14 protein-coding genes are annotated in these 22948 nt (G+C 40.9%); 11 read left to right on the top strand and 3 right to left on the bottom strand.

What is annotated here, in order from left to right; all coding sequences use genetic code 11:
- The first annotated feature begins 2 nt into the window (after positions 1-2).
- The 11 genes from ACSSWA_RS08150 to fucP all read left to right on the top strand — a co-directional run bounded on the left by ACSSWA_RS08150 (position 3) and on the right by fucP (position 17019).
- Complete coding sequence (locus tag ACSSWA_RS08150) at positions 3-1334, top strand: glycoside hydrolase family 125 protein (RefSeq protein ID WP_437356072.1); 1332 nt, start codon at positions 3-5, stop codon at positions 1332-1334.
- Positions 1335-1338: 4 nt separating this feature from the next.
- Positions 1339-3924 (top strand): glycoside hydrolase family 3 C-terminal domain-containing protein, encoded by a 2586-nt coding sequence (locus ACSSWA_RS08145; protein ID WP_437356071.1) that lies wholly within the window; start codon positions 1339-1341, stop codon positions 3922-3924.
- Positions 3925-4099: 175 nt separating this feature from the next.
- Positions 4100-7060 carry a TonB-dependent receptor gene (locus ACSSWA_RS08140; RefSeq protein ID WP_437356070.1) on the top strand — a complete coding sequence of 987 codons (2961 nt, stop codon included), beginning with the start codon at positions 4100-4102 and terminating at the stop codon, positions 7058-7060.
- Between the two features lie 54 nt (positions 7061-7114).
- Positions 7115-8590 carry a hypothetical protein gene (locus ACSSWA_RS08135; RefSeq protein WP_437356069.1) on the top strand — a complete coding sequence of 492 codons (1476 nt, stop codon included), beginning with the start codon at positions 7115-7117 and terminating at the stop codon, positions 8588-8590.
- Positions 8575-8892: a T9SS type A sorting domain-containing protein gene (locus ACSSWA_RS08130; RefSeq protein WP_437356068.1), complete on the top strand. Its 318-nt coding sequence runs from the start codon at positions 8575-8577 to the stop codon at positions 8890-8892. The genes ACSSWA_RS08135 and ACSSWA_RS08130 overlap by 16 nt, the downstream gene beginning before the upstream one ends.
- A gap of 99 nt (positions 8893-8991) precedes the next feature.
- Positions 8992-10182: an MFS transporter gene (locus ACSSWA_RS08125; RefSeq protein ID WP_437356067.1), complete on the top strand. Its 1191-nt coding sequence runs from the start codon at positions 8992-8994 to the stop codon at positions 10180-10182.
- 26 nt (positions 10183-10208) lie between these two features.
- Entirely contained in the window at positions 10209-11318 is a 1110-nt protein-coding gene (locus tag ACSSWA_RS08120; RefSeq protein ID WP_437356066.1) for an ROK family protein, read from the top strand.
- Between the two features lie 23 nt (positions 11319-11341).
- On the top strand, positions 11342-13684 hold the full coding sequence (locus ACSSWA_RS08115) for a glucosamine-6-phosphate deaminase (protein ID WP_437356065.1): 2343 nt from the start codon (positions 11342-11344) through the stop codon (positions 13682-13684).
- A 77-nt stretch (positions 13685-13761) separates the two neighbouring features.
- Complete coding sequence (locus ACSSWA_RS08110; protein WP_437356064.1) at positions 13762-13905, top strand: hypothetical protein; 144 nt, start codon at positions 13762-13764, stop codon at positions 13903-13905.
- A 16-nt stretch (positions 13906-13921) separates the two neighbouring features.
- Complete coding sequence (locus ACSSWA_RS08105) at positions 13922-15715, top strand: L-fucose isomerase (RefSeq protein WP_437356063.1); 1794 nt, start codon at positions 13922-13924, stop codon at positions 15713-15715.
- A gap of 5 nt (positions 15716-15720) precedes the next feature.
- The gene (gene fucP / locus ACSSWA_RS08100; protein WP_437356062.1) at positions 15721-17019 is read left to right on the top strand and encodes an L-fucose:H+ symporter permease; all 1299 of its coding nucleotides are present in this window, start codon (positions 15721-15723) and stop codon (positions 17017-17019) included.
- On the opposite strand, the gene ACSSWA_RS08095 is transcribed toward fucP, so the two are convergent.
- Genes ACSSWA_RS08095 through ACSSWA_RS08085 form a run of 3 tightly spaced genes read right to left on the bottom strand, consistent with a single transcriptional unit; the run spans position 17006 to position 22942 of the window.
- Positions 17006-19213 (bottom strand): alpha-L-fucosidase, encoded by a 2208-nt coding sequence (locus ACSSWA_RS08095; RefSeq protein ID WP_437356061.1) that lies wholly within the window; start codon positions 19211-19213, stop codon positions 17006-17008. The genes fucP and ACSSWA_RS08095 overlap by 14 nt on opposite strands.
- A 1-nt stretch (position 19214) precedes the next feature.
- Positions 19215-20639, bottom strand: a complete 1425-nt coding sequence (locus ACSSWA_RS08090; protein WP_437356060.1) for an alpha-L-fucosidase — start codon at positions 20637-20639, stop codon at positions 19215-19217.
- Positions 20640-20668: 29 nt separating this feature from the next.
- Positions 20669-22942 (bottom strand): DUF4838 domain-containing protein, encoded by a 2274-nt coding sequence (locus ACSSWA_RS08085; protein WP_437356059.1) that lies wholly within the window; start codon positions 22940-22942, stop codon positions 20669-20671.
- Between the last annotated feature and the right edge of the window lie 6 nt (positions 22943-22948).

Genomic DNA, 22948 nt, shown 5'->3' with positions numbered 1-22948 from the left:
TCATGATTCGTCGTCCGACTTATAATAACAGATGTTTTCACAGCGCTGTTGTGGATGAATTTATCGACGATCTTCACGCAAGAATAGCCGATAAAGATCTCGCCGATATGTTTGTCAATTGTTTCCCGAATACTTTGGATACTACCGTCAAATTCAATAATAAAGACGGCGCTCCGGATACTTTTATTATCACCGGCGATATCAATGCAATGTGGCTGCGGGATTCGACCGCGCAGGTATGGCATTATCTTCCATTCGTTAAAAAAGATCCAAAGCTGAAGGAATTAATACACGGGCTTTTGAATAGACAATTGAAGTCGGTGCAGATTGATCCGTATGCAAATGCTTTTAACGATACCGGAAAAGAGAGCGTCTGGAGCGGGGATCTGACCGAAATGAAGCCGGAGGTTTACGAACGCAAATGGGAAGTCGATTCTCTTTGTTATGTTATTCGGCTCGCATATGAATTCTATAAAACGACTGACAACAAAAATTATTTTACGAAAGATTGGAAAATTTCATTCGATTTGATTGTTAAGACATTCAAAGAGCAACAACGGAAAAACGGACGAGGACCGTACAAATTCGGGAGAATTACTTCCTGGAGCACAGATACGGTTCCGGGCGACGGGTACGGAAACCCGATTAAACCGAACGGAATGATCGTTTCTATATTCAGACCGTCGGACGACGCTACTATATTTCCGTTTCTGGTGCCGTCGAATTTGTTCGCGGTAAAATCTTTGAGGCAGCTTTCCGAAATTTATAATGAAATATATGAAGACAAAACGGCGGCAATTGTCGCGGCAAATTTGGCGGATGAAATAGAAAACGCTGTTTATAAATACGCCGTTACTGAACACCTCAACTACGGTAAGATTTTCGCTTACGAAATAGACGGATTCGGCAATCGTTTGTTTATGGACGACGCCAACATTCCGAGTCTTCTTTCTTTGCCTTATCTAGGAATTGTCGATTGCCACGACGAACTTTATTTGAACACGCGAAAATTCGTTCTGAGCGAAAATAATCCCTACTATTTTGTGGGGAAAGCGGGAGACGGCATAGGAAGTCCGCACACTTTGATTAACAGAATATGGCATCTCTCAATAATAATGAGAGCCTTGACGAGTAATAATGAAGACGAAATTGCGCATTGCCTTAAACTGATGAAAAACACTCATGCCGATACATGGTTTATGCATGAATCGTTCGACAAAGATAATCCTTATAATTATACAAGGTCTTGGTTTGCCTGGGCAAATTCGCTCTTCGGAGAATTGATAGTGAAAATTAATAACGACTATCCCGATTTGTTAAATAGGATATATTAATGTTATGACGAAATACCTGAAGCTCATAGTTTTATTATTAACTGCAAATCTGTTCGCTCAAAATACGCCCGGATATCTCAACGTTGATCTTCCTTTTGAAGCGAGAGCGGAAGATTTATTGAAGAGACTTACGTTGGACGAAAAAATTTCTTTGATGGTGCATCAATCGCCGGCAATTGAAAGGCTTGGCATTCCCGAATATAACTGGTGGAACGAAGCTCTGCACGGGGTTGCAAGAAACGGAAGAGCTACGGTCTTTCCGATGCCGATCGGACTTGCAGCTACATGGGACAGGGATTTGATTTATCGAATTGCGGATGTAATTTCTAATGAAGCGCGGGCAAAATACAATTCGGCATTGAAGAAAAATCAAAGAGGAATTTATCAGGGAATTTCTTTGTGGGCGCCGAATATCAATATTTTTAGAGACCCGCGATGGGGGCGGGGAATGGAAACCTACGGCGAAGATCCTTACCTTACGGGAGAGCTCGCGGTCCGTTTTATCAAAGGTTTGCAAGGGCAGGATAAAAAATACTTGAAAACAATAGCCACGCCAAAACATCTTGCGGTTCATAGCGGACCCGAACCGGAAAGGCATCATTTTAATGCATTGGTGAGCGATTACGACCTTAACGAAACTTACCTTCCTCATTTTAAAAAAGCAATTACGGTCGGGAAAGCTTATTCGGTTATGTGCGCGTATAATCGACTTAGAGGAAAAGCCTGCTGCGGGCACGATACTCTTCTGACGGATATTCTGAGGAAAAAGTGGGGCTTCAATGGAATCGTTGTTTCGGATTGCTGGGCTGTCTACGATATCTTCAATTCGCATAAGTTAGTCGATTCGCCTGAGAAGGCAGCCGCGCTGTCTGTCACGTCCGGAACGGATCTGGAATGCGGAAACACTTTTTTATCGTTAAAGAAAGCTTACAAGAACGGATTCATAACCGATGAGGAAATCGACGCGGCTCTGCGAAGAGTCCTCATTGCCCGTTTCAAATTGGGAATGTTCGATCCTCCCGAATCGGTGCCTTATTCAAAAATAGACGAGTCCTGTCTTGATAATAGTTACAATAGAGAGATTGCGCTGGAAGCCGCGAGAAAGTCGATCGTATTGCTTAAAAACGAGAATAAACTTCTGCCTCTGGACTCCGGCATAAATAAAATCGCGGTTATTGGTCCGAATGCAGATAATCTGGAATCTTTGTTGGGAAATTATCACGGTTTCCCTTCCCAATACGTTACACCGTTAAAAGCTATTAAAAGCGTATTAAAAAACGGCGAAGTTTATTATGAAAAAGGTTGCGACTTTGCGCCGGGAGTGCCAGCCTTTGAGTTAATTGGCGCCGCTTATCTTTTTGCGGACTGTAATAAAAAAAGACCGGGTCTCATAGGCGAGTATTTTAATAATTCCGGATTGAAGGGGAAACCGGAATTAATTAGAACGGACGAAAGTATTGATTTTAGTTGGCTGGAAGAATCGCCCTGCTCAGGTATAAATCCTGACAGCTTCAGCGTCCGTTGGACCGGATATATTGCGCCTCCGGTAACCGGGGAATATCAAATCGGAGGTTACGGTTACAACGATTTTAAGATTTACATTGAAGATTCTTTGATTGCAAGTTTCAAAGGTGAATTTGACCCGGAAATTACGTATGGAAATTATTTCCTGGAAGAAGGAAAGATTTATAAAATAAGAATTGAATTCGTAAGGAGGGAAAGATACGGTTTTATGCAGCTGCTCTGGTCGATTCCGTTTCCCGACCTTGAAGAAAGAGCGTATAAAGCAGCCTTGAAATCCGACGCCGTCATTATGTTTATGGGATTGTGTCCGAGAATGGAAGGAGAAGCTTTGAAAATCGAAGTGGACGGATTCAAAGGAGGCGACAGGTTGAAATTGTCATTACCCGTCAACCAACTTAATTTAATCAAAAAGATTCATTCTGCCGGAAAGCCCGTAATATTGGCGCTGCTTAACGGAGGTCCTATATCCACAGTCTGGGAAAGCGAAAACATTCCGGCAATACTGGAAGCCTGGTATCCCGGACAGGCGGGAGGAACGGCAATTGCGGACGTAATTTGGGGAAAGTATAATCCCTCGGGTAAACTGCCGGTAACTATTTATAAATCAGAAAATGATCTGCCTCCTTTTGAAAACTACGATATGCAAGGCAGAACTTACCGCTATTTCAAAGGCGAGGTTCTCTATCCGTTTGGGTGGGGCTTGAATTATACGGATATCACGATTTCAAACGTTGAACTATCCTCGATCGAAATTAAAGATAACGACACTGTTAAGGTAGTTGTGACGCTAAAGAACAAAGGAATTACAGCGGGCGAAGAAACCGTCCAGCTCTATACAAAAGCAAAAAACGACAATCGTACGGTAAAAACTCTTAAGGGATTTGAAAAAATAAAACTGAAATCCGGGGAAGAAGGGAAAGTTGAATTTTATTTGTGCAAAGACGATCTGTCCGGTTGGGTAGATGGTTTGGGTTTTGAAACCATGCCGGGCGTATATGAAATCATGGTCGGTTTGTCATCACTCGAAACTGAATTTAGTAAAGAGATTAAAGTTAGTTTGAAATAATAAAAATGTTTAAGTTTATTCATAAGTAAAATTAATTGGTTCAATCGGAACCGTATAAATAAAAAAATATGCCTGTTATTATTTTTATTGCATCTTATTTTTATTAGGTTTATTTTTATTACGAAAAAACAAAAAGATCCTAACGGGCACCGTTCTTAATAAGTGAGAGGTAAATATGAAGATTAAAACACATCTTAGCGGGGGATTGCTAATCTTGTTAATACTTGCCTTTTCGGAACTCTCTTTTGCGGCGGGCAGAGTTAAAGGCAAAGTGCAGGATGCGCAAACTAAAGAGCCGCTTCCCTTTTGTAATGTGATTCTGGTAGGCACAAGTTTTGGAAGCGCGACGGATTTTGACGGCTTATACCAGATCAATGCGGTTCCGCCCGGCAAATACACTCTCAGAGCGTCATTCATCGGATATAAACAGGAAGAGGTTTCCATTGAGGTAAAAGAGGGGAAGACAACCGAGTATAATTTTAATTTGTCGCCAGAGTCTGTCTACGGCGATACTATAGTTATTACCGCTCAGGCGGAAGGACAGGCGAAAGCAATTAACGAGCAGCTCACTTCGGTTACAATTAAAAACGTAGTTTCTTTTGCCAAAATACGCGAACTCCCTGATGCAAACGCTGCAGAATCGGTTGCCCGATTGCCCGGCGTATCGTTGATCAGAACCGGCGGCGAAGGCTCGCGTGTAGTCGTAAGAGGTCTTTCTCCTCAATATAACAGAGTAACAATCGACGGCGTCGAATTACCTGCAAATGTCGCTTCGAACGACCCGAACGAACATCGTTCGGAATTCAAATCGGGCGACGAATTATCGCTGAGCGGAGACAGGGCTACCGATTTAAGTATGATTTCGTCGAATATGCTCGGAGGAATTGAAGTAGTTAAAGCCATTACTCCGGATATGGACGCTACTCTACTGGGCGGAGTTATCAATTTCTCTATGCGTAAAGCGCTGAAAACTACGACGGGTAAACCCTCGTTCGAATTTTTCAGTCAAGGGTCTCATAATAGCTTGAAAAACACAAACGACGACTATAAGTTCGTCGCCTCCTACGAACAAAGATTCTGGGATAATAGTTTCGGAATTTTTGCTCAGGGCTCCGTTGAAGACAGAAATCTCAGCGCCAACGAACTTTCTGCCGATTATAACTTTGCCGGCAAATTGAATGTTACAGACGAAGGCGACCCCGAATTCCGGTCGATGACGCTTACCGATGTGCTAAGAGACCGTAAACGCTATGGCGCTACTGTCGTTCTTGATTACAAATATAGCAACGGCAGTATTGGTTTTATGAATTTCTTTAGCAGAAGCAATACGAAAACAATTTCCAGAAACGAATCGTATCATTTGTTGGACGACGACCTTTTCTATTCGGCGACCAATTCCGAAAATACGCTTGACGTATTGAGTAATTTGTTGAGCATATCGCATTCGCTGGCTGGATTCGGAATAGAACTGAGGCTTTCTCATTCTTATTCCAAAACAACTTATCCGAACGATGTAAGATTTAATTTCTGGCAAAACGGCGCCGGCTTCGAAAATAAATTCACTCTCTTGAGATATCAGCGCCCGGAGGTTATTGCTTCGAATGTTATTTACGACCCTGAAGATGCAGTCTTCTTTGATATTTATAATATCGACAACACTTCAAAAGACAGAACGTACAACGGCACTCTGGACATAATCAGAGATATAACGATTAGCAAGTTCCTTAACGCCAAGGTTAAGTTCGGAGGAGCCTACCAATATCGCAAGAGATCGTACGATTATAACCAGAGCAGCGGTTCGGTATTTTACGACGACGGCGGGCAGGTTGCTTCCGCTGTTATTAAAGCTTTTCCTCAATTCGGAACAAGTATTACATTCTCGGATTTTATCGATTCGTCTTACAGCTACGGAGAATTTTTGAACGGCGATTATCAACTCGGGCCTCCATTGAACGTAGATCTGATGATGCAGGTAATCGAAGTAGCCAAGAAGAATCCGGGAGCAGGAAACGGCGGCGGATATAAACCTCATAAGCTATCGTCGATACTGTACGACTATTCCGGACATGAGGTTAAAAGCGCCGCATATTTTATGACCTCCATTAATCTGGGTCAAAAGATTACGTTTATCCCGGGGGTGCGTTATCAGAATTTGACTACCACTTATAACGGTATACGCGGCGAGCAAATTCCCGGCGATATCCAGTATACGGTTGCTGAAGAAACTCAATCTCACGGCTATTGGCTGCCGATGGCGCACCTGAGATACAAACCGACCGACTGGCTCCAGTTTCACTTCGCTTACACAAATACTTTGAATTATCCGGATTATAATTCAATAATTCCCAGATACTATATCGGAACGAATTATATCCTTTACAACAACTACAGATTAAAACCGGCGCGCTCGGAAAACTTCGACGCTATTATGTCGATTTATACGAACGAAATCGGACTCTTCTCGATCGGCGGATTTAAGAAACGAATTAAAGACCTGGTCTTCCCCACAAAGACATATCCCGAAGACTTTAGCGCTTATCCCGAGTTGCAGGAAAAACTCAAAAACAGAACCGAGAGCTTTGCGCTATATACATACATAAACAATCCCATACCGATTGACGTGATTGGCGTTGAAGGAGAATGGCAGGGACATTTCTGGTATTTGCCGGAACCCTTCACCGGACTTGTACTCAATATTAACTACACGCACATCTTTTCCGAAGCCGATTACCCGAAAACTTATCTGGTTACTATAATTGACGAGAATTATATTCAACATACAGTAGGCATAGATACATTTTATACAGACCGACTTCTTTATCAACCTAATGACATAATTAACGTTGCGCTCGGTTACGACTTTAAAGGATTTTCTTTCAGAGTTTCTATGCTCTATCAGGACAATATTTTCAAACGTCCGGATTTCTGGTATCAAAACCGCGTCCATTCGGATAAATACGTGAGATTCGATTTGTCGGTAAAACAAGAATTACCGTGGTACGGCATTCAGTTATACCTGAATATTAACAACCTGACCGGCGAAGACGACGTCGATATAAATCAGAAAACAAAGTACGTAACAAATCAGCAAAGGTACGGTATGACCGCTGATTTCGGAATGCGTGTTAGATTATAGAAAATTTATGCCCGTAAGCGGCTTAAACTATAACACTATAATAGGAGGAATGATATGAAAAAGCTGTACGCTTTCCTGATAGCCATCGGGATAATATCTCTGTTGGCTTTCCCTGCCGAAACTGTGGCGCAATCCACAACCGATACTGTTTATATTCCGGGTTCCCAGTCTTTGGAGATCAGTAACATAATCAACGCAGATACCGCCGTATCGGACTATCGCGTATACGTTCTCGATAGAGGCGCTATCTATTACATCGAAAAAGCTTTTGAAATTAACAGTTCGTGCAAGTTTATTGCAAAGGGGGATGAAACAAAGAGACCGCCGGTTCTTGCGCCTGCAATCAGAGCCGACGGTACTTCCGAAGAATGGTTTTTTAAATTTATCAAAAAGGGCATCAAGGTCGAACTTAACGATTTATATCTGTTGTCGATGAGATCGGACGGTAAAACTTTGGGCTGGAGCCGAGCCATCCATATCGGCGCAGACAGTATTTCGCTAAAATTACGCCGCGTTGTTTTCGACGCCTTTACCGAAGCCGGCATACGCGTTGACGGCGCCAAATTCGTCAAACTTGATGTGCAGGACTGTCATTTCAGAAACTTCATTCATTCAACTTCTTATTTCGGCGGACAGCCTTTCTTATCGGGCGGGCTGGATCATCCCGACAGCACAATCTTTATTAACAATACTTTCTTTGCCTGCAACTCGTATCTTTATTCAATTCGCGGTTACGATCCTTATTCCGTATTCGAACACAATACAGTTGTCTATACTGTAGTTAATCCGTTCTTGATAAGACAAGCATCCAACTTATATATGAAGAACAATCTGTTTTATGCAGCCCATGCATGGGGCGGCGATCCCGAACAGGTAATTCAGGGCTGGTTCTTTAATTATCCCGATACCATTTCTTCAAGTATTTACAGAATAAGAAAAAAAGGCACATATAATGGCTATGAAATAACCGGTCCTGAAGCTTACGTCGATTCCGCAAGAGGCATTTATATCGACCTGTTTGATCCCAGCAAGCGCGTACACGTCGCTCAGAACAACGCTTATTTCAATCCCGAAAAATTGGTTAAGTTCTATAATGACTGGAACGATACCGTTACCGTAGCGGACAGCGTCGTAATGCTCGACGATTCGAAACAATATCTGGTAAGAAAGCTGACAATGGCTAGATGGATAAACGACCTGAGCCTCTGGTGTCTCGACTCGCTTACGAATCCCGCTTCGTGGGATTACTCGCCGTATATTGACGTAAGCAACAACATGGAAGCAGATCCCGGTTTTACAGACCAGGGCGTCGTAAATCATGTCGACAGTCTGGTCGCTTATGTTCGCAGAATAGCTTCGAGAAAGCTCGACAATCCGTGGCATTATGAATTGAATTTCCCGCCGAAATGGCCATTGCCCGAAAATCTTGCTTATTCGAATACGATGCTGCAAAACGGCGGCACTGACGGTTTTGCTATCGGCGATTTGAATTGGTTCCCCGAACAGAAAAATCTGTGGCTGCAGGGGTAGAAGAAGTTAATCCCGAAATTCCAAACGAATTTACGCTTTCGGAAGCTTATCCGAATCCGTTTAACCCGACGACTAAAATCAACTTCAGCCTTACCAAATCTTCGAATGTGACTTTAAATGTATATAATATTCTCGGACAAAAAATCAGAACGCTTATCGACCAGAAAATGTCGCCGGGAACATACTCGGCAACATGGAACGGAAGAGACGATTTCGGTAGACAGGTATCGAGCGGCGTTTATTTTATCGGTTTGGAATCCGAATCATTCCGTGCATTCAGAAAAATTGTGTTGATGAAATAGTAGCCTCCTCCACAGCAACAGTAAAGCCAGCCGGATCTGTTTCCGGCTGGCTGATTATTATATTTACAAATCGAATGAATCAATAATTTGGATATAGCTATGAAATCGAGAGCGCTTCCGGTTTATTTGGCATTCTTGTGTATGGGATTCGGCGACGTCGTCGGTCCGCTCGTCGGATTGGCTAAAGACAGTTTTAGCCTTTCTTATACAATGGCTCAATTAATACCGTTTACCGGCTTCATAATGTTCGGAATTTTATCAATTCCAATCGGAATATACCAGGATAGAAAAGGAAGGAAATACGTATTGTTACTCGGTCTTACGGTCGCTTTAATCGGATTGTTACTCCCGATATTAAACGGAATGTACGGCTTACCTTTCGATTTATCTTTAGTCGGAAAATTTGACTTTTTAGTTGTGTTGGCTTCAATACTGTTATTATGCGCAGGGGCGACAATTCTACAGGTTGTCGGGAATCCGATAATGAGAGATGTTTCGCCCGAAGGCGCGTATTCAAGAAATTTATCGCTGGCTCAATCGTTGAAAGCCGTCGGTTCTTCTATGGGTTTTCTAATTCCTCCTTTTGTGGCTTATGTTTTTAAACTTGAGTGGACTATATTATTTCCGCTCTTCGCTTCCCTGATTTTGATTACGCTGTTAATAACGGTAAAAACCGACATACACGAAAAGGAGCAAAAAGATGTGCCGGCTTCTATTAAGTCTTGTTTTGAATTACTGAAAAAACCTTATGTCTTGATGATGACGCTTGCAATTTTCTTTTACGTTGGAGCTGAAGTATCGATGAGTTCCGGCGTGCCTATTTTACTGAAGGAAAACTTCGGAGTCGCGGGGTTTAGTTTGTGGGTCAGCTGGTCGTTGTTTTTTCTGCCTATAATGGCGGGAAGATTTTTGGGGTCTTTAATACTCCGAAAAATAGAGGCGCAAAAGTTTTTAAAATTAACCGTTGTGATTTCTTTTATCGGAATAGCGTTGATGTTTACAAACAGCGCACTTATAACGTTTGTCGGAATTATTTTAACGGGCTTGGGTTTCTCGAATATTTTCCCGCTTGTCTTTTCGATAACGATTGAAAAGATGCCGGAAAGGTCGAATGAATTGTCGGGTTTAATGGTTACTGCAATTGCAGGCGGCGCCGTGGTGCCGTTAATTATGGGAGCGGTAAACGATTTGAGCGACGTTCTTACCGGTTTTATAATTCCGTTGTTATGCGTAATCTATATCGGAATTGTATCCGTATACTCGTCAAAAATTAAATTCGCTACTGAATAATCCTAAGAATAAAAATAGAGAATACAATGAATTTTGAAAAAGACTACAGAATTATAATGACGTTGGACGGAGGGGGTACGAATTTCGTATTCTCCGCTTTTCAGTCCGGAAGACAGATAGCGGACGAATACCGTCTCGACGCGTGCGGAGACGACCTCGATAAATCGATGAACAATATTGTCGAAGGTTTTAATTATGTATTAAAACAACTCGATAAAACTCCGTCGGCTATAAGTATAGCTTCCCCCGGTCCGGCAGATTACCCCAACGGTATTATCGGAGATCTGGGCAACCTTCCCGCTTATAGAGGCGGTGTGGCATTGGGTTCTTTTCTTAAAAATAAATTCGGCTTGCCGGTTTTTATCAATAACGACGGCGACCTTTATGCTTATGGTGAAGGGCTTGCCGGTTTCCTTCCGTATATAAATAAATTATTGAGCGACGCCGGCAATCCCAAACGATATAAAAATCTGATCGGCATTACTTTGGGAACGGGATTCGGATGCGGTTTATTCATTAACGGAGAACTCTACAGAGGCGATAATTCGATGGCAGGTGAAATTTGGCTTTTGCGCAATCGTATCTCTCCTGAAGAATTTGCCGAAGAACACGCCAGCATAAGAGGAATAAGAAGACTCTATAGCGAAGCCGCGGGAATAGAATATTCCGACGCTCCTTCCCCTAAAGAAATTTATGAAATAGCTGTTGGAAAAATTGAGGGAAATAAAAGCGCCGCAATTGAAGCTTACAAAAAAATGGCTCGGGTAGTTGGCGACGCTATTGCAAATGTGGTTACTATCATGGATTGTCCGGTTGTAATCGGCGGCGGCCTGGCGGGAGCTTCGCAGCTTTTCATGCCGTTTTTGTTAGACGAAATGAGAAGTTATTATAAAAAAACTTCTGACGGCGCACGGGTAAAACGACTAATGGCTCAGATTTATTATATCGGCAATGAAGAAGACCTTAAAAATTTTCTGCACAACGAGACAGTAGAAATAAATGTTTACGGTACAAACGAAAAAGTGAATTACGACGCCTCGAAGAAAATCGCTGTTGGCATTTCGCAATTAGGCGCAAGCAAGGCGATAGCTCTTGGCGCTTATGCCTTTGCATTGAATATGATCGATAAACAGTAAACAATAATTATTACAGGAGAATCATGGAACCAGGTTCTAAAGTCGAAAGCTTTTTTCTGAAAAAATCAGGTAAAAAATTTATATATAAACCCACTGAAAAAATTCCCGTTATACAGGTCGGGAATATTCCCGAATTGGGCGAATTGACCGCTTTTCGTTTTGTAGAGTGGCTGCAGGCAAATCCGGAAGGAGTTGTATCGCTGCCTACGGGAAAAACGCCCGAGTATTTTATCTACTGGTTTACTCACATAATGAAGAACTGGGATAAACCGGAAATCAGACAAAAATTAAAAAAATACGAACTCGATCCCCAAAAGAAACCGGATATGAAAAAAATAAAGTTCGTCCAGATTGACGAATTTTATCCCATCGACTCGACGCAGCAAAACAGCTTTTATTATTACATAAAAAAATTTTATATCAAAACTTTCGGGATCGATCCCAACAACGCGCTTTTGATCAACGTTAATAAAATCGGAACGGCGGAAAATCTTCCGCTGTCCGTAATATTTCCCGATAATAAGGTTGACCTGAGTTTGCGCACGAAGCTCCCCGGCAGTCGTATTGAAAGATTACAAAAGGAAACGATTGAAATTGTAGACGAATTTTGCACGCAGTACGAAAAGAAAATACGCGATATGGGCGGCATCGGATTTTTCCTGGGAGGAATTGGTCCGGACGGTCATATCGGGTTCAACGTTCAGGGAAGCGACCACTTTTCAACTACAAGACTGACCGCGACTAACTATCAAACGCAAGCCGCCGCATCAACCGATCTTGGGGGAATCGAAGTCGCTTCGAACAGACTTGTGATCACAATCGGTTTGAATACAATTACATATAATAAAAACGCCACGGCTATTATTATTGCGGCTGGAGAAGCTAAGGCGAAAATCGTAAAAGACTCTGTTGAGAACGAAGCTTCAAATAAATATCCCGCTACCGTACTTCAAAAGCTCCGCGACTCGCGCTTTTATCTTACTAACGGAGCGGCGTCGCTCTTATCCGAGAGAATTTATGACGACGTGGAGAAAGAAACAAAATTATCGAGACTTTCTCTGGAAAAAGCTGTAATAAATTTGTCGGTTAATACCGGTAAGGAATTGTTGTCCCTTACAAAGAGCGACTATACCGGCGATAAGCTTGCTAATCTTGTTCTGAAAAAATCCGGTAAACCGGTAAAAGAAATCAACGAACTTATTTATAATGACATAATCGAACGCTTTAACAGAGGGATGAATACGCCGCTGAATCAAACTATCCTGCACACGGCGCCTCATCACGACGACATAATGCTGGGATATCTTGCTTTTATTAATCATCTCGTAAGAACTCATCTGAACAAACATCATTTCGCTGTTTTTACCAGCGGTTTTACTGCCGTTACAAATTCCTACATGCTCGAATTGATGCTTAAACTGAAAGAATACTTAACTGCGGGCGCCTTCGACGAAAGATATAAAACGGGTTACTTCGAACCCGACAACGCCGAAGCAAAAGATAGCGATATCAGTCTTTATCTTGACGGTATTGCGGAAAACAATATTGCCAAAAGAACCGAAGCCACTTCCAGAAGGATGCTCAGAAATATTATAGAAATTTACGAAGAAACAAGTCTTAGATATATTAACGACAGAGTTGACGAACTGATTAATTATTTCGGAACGCAGTATCCCGGTAAAAAAGATATCCCTCACGTTCAAAAGTTAAAAGGAATGTTGAGAGAATGGGAGGAAGAACTGACCTGGGCATATTACGGCTTTTCTTCGAAAGACGTTTCGCATCTAAGGCTCGGCTTCTATCAGGGGAACATATTTACTGAAAATCCGGAACTACAAAGAGACGTAATCCCGATACTTGAACTAATTAGAAAAATCAAACCGACTATATTAACCGTAGCGTTTGACCCGGAAGGCAGCGGACCTGATACCCATTACAAAGTGCTTCAGGCTGTAAGCGAAGCATTGAAACTTTATGAAAAAGAGGAAGATATTTCAAAACTCAAAATATGGGGCTACAGAAATGTCTGGTACCGTTTCCATCCCGCAGAAGCAAATATTTATGTGCCCGTTAGCCTTAATTCGATGGCGATTCTCGACAATGTATTTATGAATTGTTACGGTTCTCAAAAAGACGCCAGCTTCCCAAGCTGGGAGTACGACGGACCTTTTTCTCAGCTGGCCAGACAAATTCATGTCGAACAATATCAGAAAATCAGGAACTGTCTCGGAAAAAAATATTTCCTGAACAATCCTATACCCAGAGCGCGCGCTGCTCACGGTATGTTGTTCCTAAAAGAAATGAGCCTAAAGGAATTCTATCAGTATTCAATGGAATTGAGAAAATCGGTTGAATATATTAAATGAGTATGCCGGTAAAAGTATCGTGTTAAATTTCATAACATTGACAGTTAGGAAATTCGATAATAAATTCTTATCATAAAATGGAAACTTTGGAACATGCATCCAAAATTGAATTTATTGCCAGTCAAATTGGTAATATCGAAGAATTAACCGAGTCGAGAGTTAATGAACTTATTAACAGACGGAATCTATACGGCATACCGAAAGAAATCGGAATAAATTAAATATAACGGAGCAGTTATGAACTTCGACAATCATCCGGTATTTCAATTGAGAAAAAAACACGTAAGAGTCGGGATAAGACCTGCAATCGACGGAAGAAGGAAAGGCGTCAGGGAATCGCTCGAAGCCCAAACAATGCAAATGGCAAAGAAAACCGCCGAACTGATACAAAGCGCGCTACGCCATCCCGACGGTATGCCTGTCGAATGCGTTATTGCGGATACTTGCATTGGCGGAGCTGCAGAAGCAGCGGCTTGTATGGAAAAATTCAAGGAAAATAACGTAGGCGTTTCTATTACGGTTACTCCGTGCTGGTGCTATGGCACGGAAGTAATGGATACGACTCCTATTATACCCAAAGCCGTCTGGGGATTCAATGGAACGGAAAGACCGGGAGCGGTTTATCTTGCGGCGGCGCTCGCCGGATACAATCAATTGGGTATTCCTGCGTTCGGAATATATGGGAAAGATGTTCAGGAGAGCAACGATTCGTCCATACCGGACGACGTTAAAGAAAAATTACTCTTGTTTACAAAAGCGGCTCTGGCAGCAATGGAAATGCAGGGCAAATCTTATCTTTCGGTCGGAGCCGTTTCAATGGGTATTGCCGGCTCGGTTGTCGATACGCATTTTATGTATGACTATCTCGGAATGAAATCCGAATTTGTAGATATGACTGAAATAATAAGAAGAATTAACGAAAAAATTTACGACGGTGAAGAATTTAATAAAGCTATAAAATGGGTTGCGGCTAACTGCCGGGAAGGAGAAGATCCTAATGATCCGCCTGTATCCGGAGAACAGCGTAAAAGCGAATGGGATACGGTTGTTAAAATGACGATGATTTTCAGAGACCTTATGATCGGAAATCCCAAACTTGCAGAATTAGGTTTCGAAGAAGAAGCTCTGGGACACAATGCAATAGCAGCGGGATTTCAGGGACAACGCCAATGGACGGATTTTATGCCTAACGGCGATTTCCTGGAAGCGATTTTAAATTCGTCTTTTGACTGGAACGGTATTCGTAAACCGTACATAGTAGCTACGGAAAACGACAGCCTGAACGGAATTTGTATGCTTTTCGGACATTTATTGACGGATACGGCTCAAATTTTTTCGGACGTGCGCACGTATTGGAGTCCCGAAGCCGTTCAAAGAGTGACGGGCAAAAAACTTACCGGATTGGCTGAAGGAGGAATCATCCATCTTATCAACTCGGGCTCGTCCGCTCTCGACGGAACCGGTAAACAGCGTCTGAATGGCAAACCCGCCATTAAACCTTTCTGGGAGATAACGGAGAAGGAAGCCAAAGACTGTCTCGAAGCCACGAGCTGGTGTCCTGCAATAAGGGAGTATTTTAGGGGAGGCGGTTTTTCGTCGCACTTTTTGACGGAAGGCGGCATGCCGGTTACGATGAGCAGAATTAATATAATTCACGGCTTGGGACCGGCGCTGCAGATTGCCGAAGGTTATACGGTCGAACTCGATCGCGAAGTAGACGCTCTGTTACAGAAAAGAACGAATCCTACCTGGCCTACAACATGGTTTGTACCCAGGTTAACCGGTAAGGGAGCATTCAAGGATGTCTACTCGGTTATGCTGAATTGGGGCGCCAATCACGCCGCAATTTCATACGGTCATATCGGAGATAAATTGATTACGCTTGCGTCTATTCTTAGAATAGCTGTTTACATGCATAACATAGACAGAGATCGTATTTTCAGACCGGCTGCATGGAATGCATTTGGCACATCGGATGCGGAGAGCGCCGATTTTGCCGCCTGTAAAAACTTCGGACCATTATATAGATAATTATTATGAACGGCGAAATTAAAAGTAAAATCCGTTCTCCCATTGTACAGCGTAAACATTTAATCCCGTTTATTCTGATAACCAGTTGTTTTGCTTGGTGGGGACTGGCAAACAATATGACCGACACTTTGCTGGCGGCATTTAAAAGAATTATGAGCCTGTCGGATTTTCAGACTTCCTGGATACAGATAGCATTTTACGGTTCGTATTTTTGTCTGGCTTTGCCGGCTGCAATTTTCATAAAGAAATTCACTTATAAAGCCGGCGTATTGCTCGGACTGGGTTTGTTTATAACAGGAGCCTTGCTTTTTTATCCTGCAAGCAAAACGATGAATTACTTTCACTTTCTGCTGGCGCTCTATATATTAGCCGGGGGTTTATCTATTCTGGAAACCTCAGCCAATCCCTATGTTATTGTTATGGGCGACGCTTCTACAGCCACTCGAAGGTTAAATCTTGCGCAATCGTTTAATCCGATCGGCTCGATTGCGGGAGTAATTATCAGCCAGTTATTTATTTTATCGCATTTAAACAGCGCTACGGATGTCGAGCGTTTGTCCATGGCTCCGGAGCAGCTTAAAAAAATCCAGTCGGCTGAGCTGTCCGCCGTTATGGGCCCCTATGTTGGAGTCGCTATAATACTTTTATTTTTGTGGATCCTTATAGCATTCACAAAAATGCCGCGAGCGAAGGACGAATCGGGGCATGTGAATGTAAAACAAACTTTAAAAAGATTAATGGGAAATAAGAATTATTTGTTGGGCGTTACAGCGCAATTCTTCTATGTGGGCGCTCAGATTGGAGTATGGTCGTTTACGATCCGTTACGTTATGAAACAATTGGAACTGAACGAAAAAAATGCAGCCACTTATTATCTCATTTCTTTGGCGCTCTTTGCCATATTTCGATTCATCTGTACGGGTTTAATGAAGTATATTTCACCGGGGAAATTACTCGCGTATTTATCCGGAATTGCAACTGTCCTAACGATTACGGTGATCGTTTCCGGAGAATATGCAGGCGTTATTGCCCTCGTATCGATCTCCGCTTGCATGTCCTTGATGTTTCCCACGATATTCGGGCTTGCAGTGGAAGGATTAAACAGCGATACTCAAATTGCAAGTTCCGGGCTTATTATGGCAATTCTCGGAGGAGCGGTATTAACCGCTTTGCAGGGTTTGGTATCCGATATGACGTCTAATATCAATCTCGCTTACATAATTCCTTTGGTTTGCTTTATCGTTATTTTCTATTACGGACTATATGTAATCAAACGGCATAAGAAAATAGCTATTCAACGGTAATTTCGTCTGCAAATAGCCAGGCTTTGCTCCCTTTCCCGACGTGCCATTCGGGACAGACTCCGATATTTTTGGCTTCGATTTTTATATATCTGCAATTGATTCCGTCCGCATTAATGCTGACGGTTTGAATCTCAGCGTTATTCTCATTTGTATCGACAGGTTTTTTACTGCCGAGTTTAATGAAATTAATTCCGTCTTCGGATGCGTAAAAGGCGACTGAGTCCGGAAAAAATATATATGCGTTTATGTCTTTCAGAAAGCCTGCGGATATTTTTCTAATCCTTTTGTATTCCTTTAAATCGAGCGTAATAACAAGATCGTTGCCGTGATAACCCTGCCAATTACCGTCTTTGAAATAAGAACTTCCTCTTACGCCGTTTACGAGCGCATATTTCCCGCCTCCGGAATAAGACTGAGAATATTTAGTTAAGGAAATTACGTCATATTTAGCTTTGTAATACTTGGATGTTGCCGGCAATCCTTTTTTCCCGTCGCTTGAAATTGCAAATGCTGTAATGGTAATTGACGAGTCGATAATAATTTCTCCGGTGTAAAGCTTTGAATTTGTATCCGGCAGAGAGCCGTCAAGTGTGTAATATATTTTCGAATTCGGAATGTCGCAATTTATCTTAATTGCAAGCGTATCCCTGAATGTAGTGTTTGCCGGCGAAAAAGAGAGCGACGGGGGAGTAATATAGAGACCGAAAGAAGACAAGGTGGGATTTGTTCTGCATTGTTCGATGATTATTCTTACCCTTGAAGTTGTAACCGGGTCGAATTTAAAGAGCCTTTTATATCCAACTGTCGTTCCGGTTGCAAACTTTTTCCATTGATTATGTTCCCGGAATTCAAGAGAAAATTTTTCGATCCTTTGACCTTCCAGAATATTTTCCTGCAGCATTGCGCAGTTGAAAGTCCTAATCGTATCGAGTGAAATTTCAATAACAGCCGTTGAATCCGATCCGTCTGTAGTCCAATAAGTTTCGTAGTCGTTATCCAGTATAAAAGCCGCGCTGTTGCCCTCTCTTTCGGATGATACAAATACAACTTTACCCGTCGCAAGATTTCGACCGAATGTATTTTCAATCAGGTATTTGAAGCCTTGTAAACTCTTTATATCTTGTTCAACGATTAAACCGTATTTATTGGGCGGAACGTTTAAAAGCAATACTCCGTTGAGTCCTACGGAATTAAGATAGATATCAAAGAGTTTTTCCGGAGATTTAACGAAGTTGTCGTCTTCTTTATGGTAGAACCATCTGGGGCGGATAGACACGTCTATCTCTGCCGGATACCAGATGAGAGATTTTGCTTTCAAAATTTTTTCCCGGCTTCCTAAATCCTCATCGGTCAGATCGCGGGGAATGAATGCATTATCCAATTTTTTTTGCTGCGAAGAAGCGGCTATCGAATCCGTATCCATGATGTTTCCCGGAAGCACGCTCCATTCTGTTTTTCTTCCGTAGCCGGATTCGGTTCCTACCCATCTCGCATCTGGACCCATATTTGCAATTATGCAATCGGGCTGCAGTTCTCGTATCAGTTCATAATAAGAATTCCAGTCGTAAATTTGTTTTCTGCCGTTCGGGCCTTCTCCGCATGCGCCGTCGAACCAGACTTCGGATATTTCTCCGTAATTTGTAAGTAATTCTCTTAATTGATTTCTGAAATATTCGTTATAATCATCCGAGCCGTAAGTTTTTTCGTGCATGTCCCAGGGAGACAGATATATTCCGAATTTGACCCCTTCTTTCCTACAGGATTCCGATAATTCTTTTACAATATCTCCCTTACCGTTTTTATACGGAGTATTCTCAATGTCGTAATCGGTATATCTGCTTGGCCACAAACAAAATCCGTCGTGGTGTTTGGCGGTAAAAATAATAAGCTTAAAGCCGGCTTCTTTTAAAATTCTGACCCACTGATCGGTATCGATTCCGGATGGATTGAAAACCGATAAATCAAAGTCTTTACGTCCCCATTCAAGATTCATAAATGTATTCATGCCGAAATGGATGAAGGCTGTAAGTTCCAATTTTTGCCAGTCGTACTGGCGTCCGGCAGGGATTACATTTGCCGCTTTACGAATTATCTCCGCTGGCGTATCTTCCGGATCAATAAATACGATATTGCTTTTGGTCTGTGAAAAAATAATCGAAGGAAATAAAATGATTAATAGAATTATCCTTGTCATATCAATTCCTTATTTTCATGGTAAATGTAAATTGATCCTTTTTAACGGAGCGTAATTCTTCCGGAATTTCGATAGTAATTTTTTGTCCGTCGCGTTTGTATTTAAGGATAGAATCATTATCAATGTAAGTTATAACGGGGTCGCCGATTATTTCCGGTATTTCGATGTTAATTTCCGCCGGCAATATGTTTTCATTTTCTTTTATTCTGTAGAAGGCGTAGAAGTTGCTTTTATTTCTCGTATAAGAAAGTTGGTTTTGTTTATAAGGGAAAACGGGTTCCGAATCGTAAATTGCTTCTCCGTTTATTTTCATCCACTTTCCGATATCTTTTAATCTTTCATAGGCTTCCGGTTCCCAGTCCCCTTCGGGAGTGGGCGCAATGTTTAACAATAAATTGCCTCCCTTTGAAACTATATCGATTAACAGATGGATTATTTCCCTCGACGATTTATATTTCAATCCCGGTTCGTAAGACCAGGAAGGCGTTATCGGCATACAAGTTTCCCACGGATAGGGGAGAGTGTTTTCCGGGATTTGATTTTCTGGAGTCAGGTAATTTTGATACGGGCCGGGTACCGCTCTGTCGACAATTATCAGTCCCGGTTGTTTTTCCCTGGCTTTTTTTGCCAGCAAGGGCATTTTTATATCCTGATTTTGAATCCGGTAGATATTGAAATTAGCTTTCTTACGTTCCGCTGCCAATTCTTCTTCCGTGTAACTCCGCACCCAGCAGCCGTCGAGCCAAAGTATATCGATACTTCCGTAGTCCGTCATCAATTCCATAATTTGATTGTGCGTAAATTCTACGAATTTATTCCATCTGTCGGGATATTTGCCAATGTCGTAATTAACGTTTCTGTCGGGAGTCGCAAAACGTCTCCACCAGTAATAGTCGGAATGCCAATCGGGTTTGGAAAAATACGCGCCGATCATAAAATTGCGCTGTCTGAAGGAATCAAAAAGCGCTTTTGTAATATTTGCTTTCGGATGATTTCTGAACGGACATCGCTCACCGGTAATTTTGTAATCTGTATAATTGCTGTCGTACATGCAAAAACCGTCGTGATGCTTGGTGGTAAAAATAAAATATTTCATGCCGGCGTCCGCCGCCGCGTCCGCCCATTTTTCGGGATTGAATTTAACCGGATTGAAAGTGGTAATGAGATTTTCATAAAGCCTTTTGTATTCGCAGTAATCTTCAATGTTTCGTTTGCACCAGTCCTCGTCTTCTGAGCATAATGACCAGGATTCCACAATACCCCATTGACTCGACGGCGCCCAATGCATCAAAAGTCCGAATTTTAAACTCTGCCATACTTTCAATTTTTTGAGCGCCCGCTCGTCGGTTTCCGGATAGTAAACTCTAAGAGCCTCGTCAATTTCGACCGCTCCCGCATGCAACGGTTTCTTTTCTTCTTTAGCCATAATTAAAACCTTTTTATTGAAGATAAGTTTTATTCAATGACAATTTCATCTGTAAATATCCATGCTTTGTCGGGATATCCAGGATGCCATCGAGGACAATTTTTAATGCTAATTGCTTTTATTTTTATATACCTTGCATAAATTGGTTCAAATTCTGCATTAAAATTTTTTATATAAGCAAAAATAGGTGAAGTTAATTCTTCTTTAGTAGCATGTGTTGTATTGTATATTTCTTTAATCGTTATAAAATGTATCCCATCTTCTGAATGACTAATCTCTATTTTTTTAGGGTGGAAAATCCATGAAAATACATTTTGTAAAAAATCGATACTTATTTTTCTTACAGTTATTATTTTTTGTAAATCAACAATAACTTCCATATCTTTTCCTTCGTAGCCAACCCAATTAAATTTGTGGTCTTCATCTCCTCTAATTCCATCAGTTAAAGATTTTTCTCCATTCGCAGGATATTTATTCCAATCTGGCGTAGTAATAAAATATACCGATTTGTTTAATGCGAGAGGATTGAACATTGTTTTTGAAAGAATCGATTTATAGCTTGAAATATATTTTTCCGGGGTTAATCCAGATTCATTTAAATAAATATCTTTAAGAGAGGATGTTAATTTTTCAAACTGATTTAACAAGTTTATAACAACAGGATTAGGTTCATATTTATTGTTCTCTTTTTTAATAATTAATAAAGATTTATTAAAATATGCTAAGGCTTTTCTTTGTTCGAGTTCTGCATAAATAAGTGGGAGTCTTGCAATTTTTACTCTTCTAAGAAAACCCTCGTTATCCTTAACAGAATTTTCTGCTTCATCAAAAATTTCATTATAAGTTTTCATTAATTCTGGAGTTAAAAAATATTTCGTCTGTTCAACTGGATTGCTGTAAATCCAGAGGTTGTGCCCAGATTTTATTAAAGCATCCTGCATTAAGTCAATATATTTTCTTATAAATTTTCCTGCCGGTCCATAATATCCATCAAGAAAGTCATTCATAACAGAATCAATGTTAATCTCAGGGTTCCATAGTAGTTTAGAAATTAAATAAGTTCTTAGTTCACTAAATTCTGTTGAATTTCTTTTGCCAGCACCTTGCTGGAACATCATTTTGATTTTATGTTTTGCAAATAATTGAATATTCGGTTGAAGTACATGAAGATTAGGGAAAGGGCTAATTAAATTTGAAAATTGAACAACATAATCCCACAAAAAAATATTGTCTGTTAACCTTGTCCAGTCGTTAAGGTCATTTATAAAACTTGCATTTGCAGTATCAACATCAAGAGGTTTTGTTCGATAGCATTCAATTGTGCATAACATAATGTTTACATTTTTTTCAGGTTTGATATTTTTGGGAGGTTTACGACTGTATTGATAAGCCAAAGTCGAAATTATTTTCTCCGGGAATTCACGAGCAATTTTATTTACAAAATTGATAATCGAACCAGATGGTGAGCCATTTATACTATCAATTTTTTTGCATTCATTGCATTGACAGAAGGAATAATTATCGTTCTGGGAAACAGACCAGAACCTTGCTTCAGGATTTTCAGCAATTCTTTTTCTTAATTCATCAATAACTATTTTTAATACTTCTTGATTGCTTAAACATAGCTGTTCAGGAACTCTTATATTACCTCTCAGAGCAAAATATTCTGGATGTGTTTCAAAATATATTTCTGGGGGAACTAATTTTTGGAAAGTATGAACAAACAAGCCCCATATTTTTTTTTCTTTTGAATCCGCAAGTTTATGCCATCTGCAATATTCATCATTTGATGCTTCATAATATGAAATATCTCTGTATTCAAATGCAGGGTTTTCCAGTACATTTATTTGAGGTATTACGATAGATTTTTGAACAGGAATTTTTTTTACAGTTGCAGAATACATCCGGCAGTTTAAATATTTTTCCAGAAATGAATAAACAGCATTAAGAGTTCCTTTCTCTTTCCCTCCAGAAAGAAATAATTTTTCACCTTTGGTTTTAATGATAAATCCATCGTATTGAATAGCAGAATCATCAATATTTAACGAATGATTATTTTTTCCAATTATAATTTCTTTTGTTTCGACAGGGACATCATCATGTATAACAGGAATTTCAGCACCAGAAATTATTGCTATATATTTTTTGAGTTCAAATGCGGCTAAAGAATCCCAATAAGTTGCATTTCTGGATAAAATAATTTTGTAATCACTTTTGCCATCCTTTGTTAAATATATTTTTTCAGATGCTTCAGCATATACATTAATTGAAATAAAAATAATTATGAAGACTATATTATACATTTATAC

Origin of the sequence: Melioribacter sp. Ez-97 (assembly GCF_051488665.1) — a bacterium.
In the GTDB taxonomy this organism is placed as follows: domain Bacteria; phylum Bacteroidota; class Ignavibacteria; order Ignavibacteriales; family Melioribacteraceae; genus Melioribacter.
This window is presented reverse-complemented; position numbering and strand designations above follow the sequence as displayed.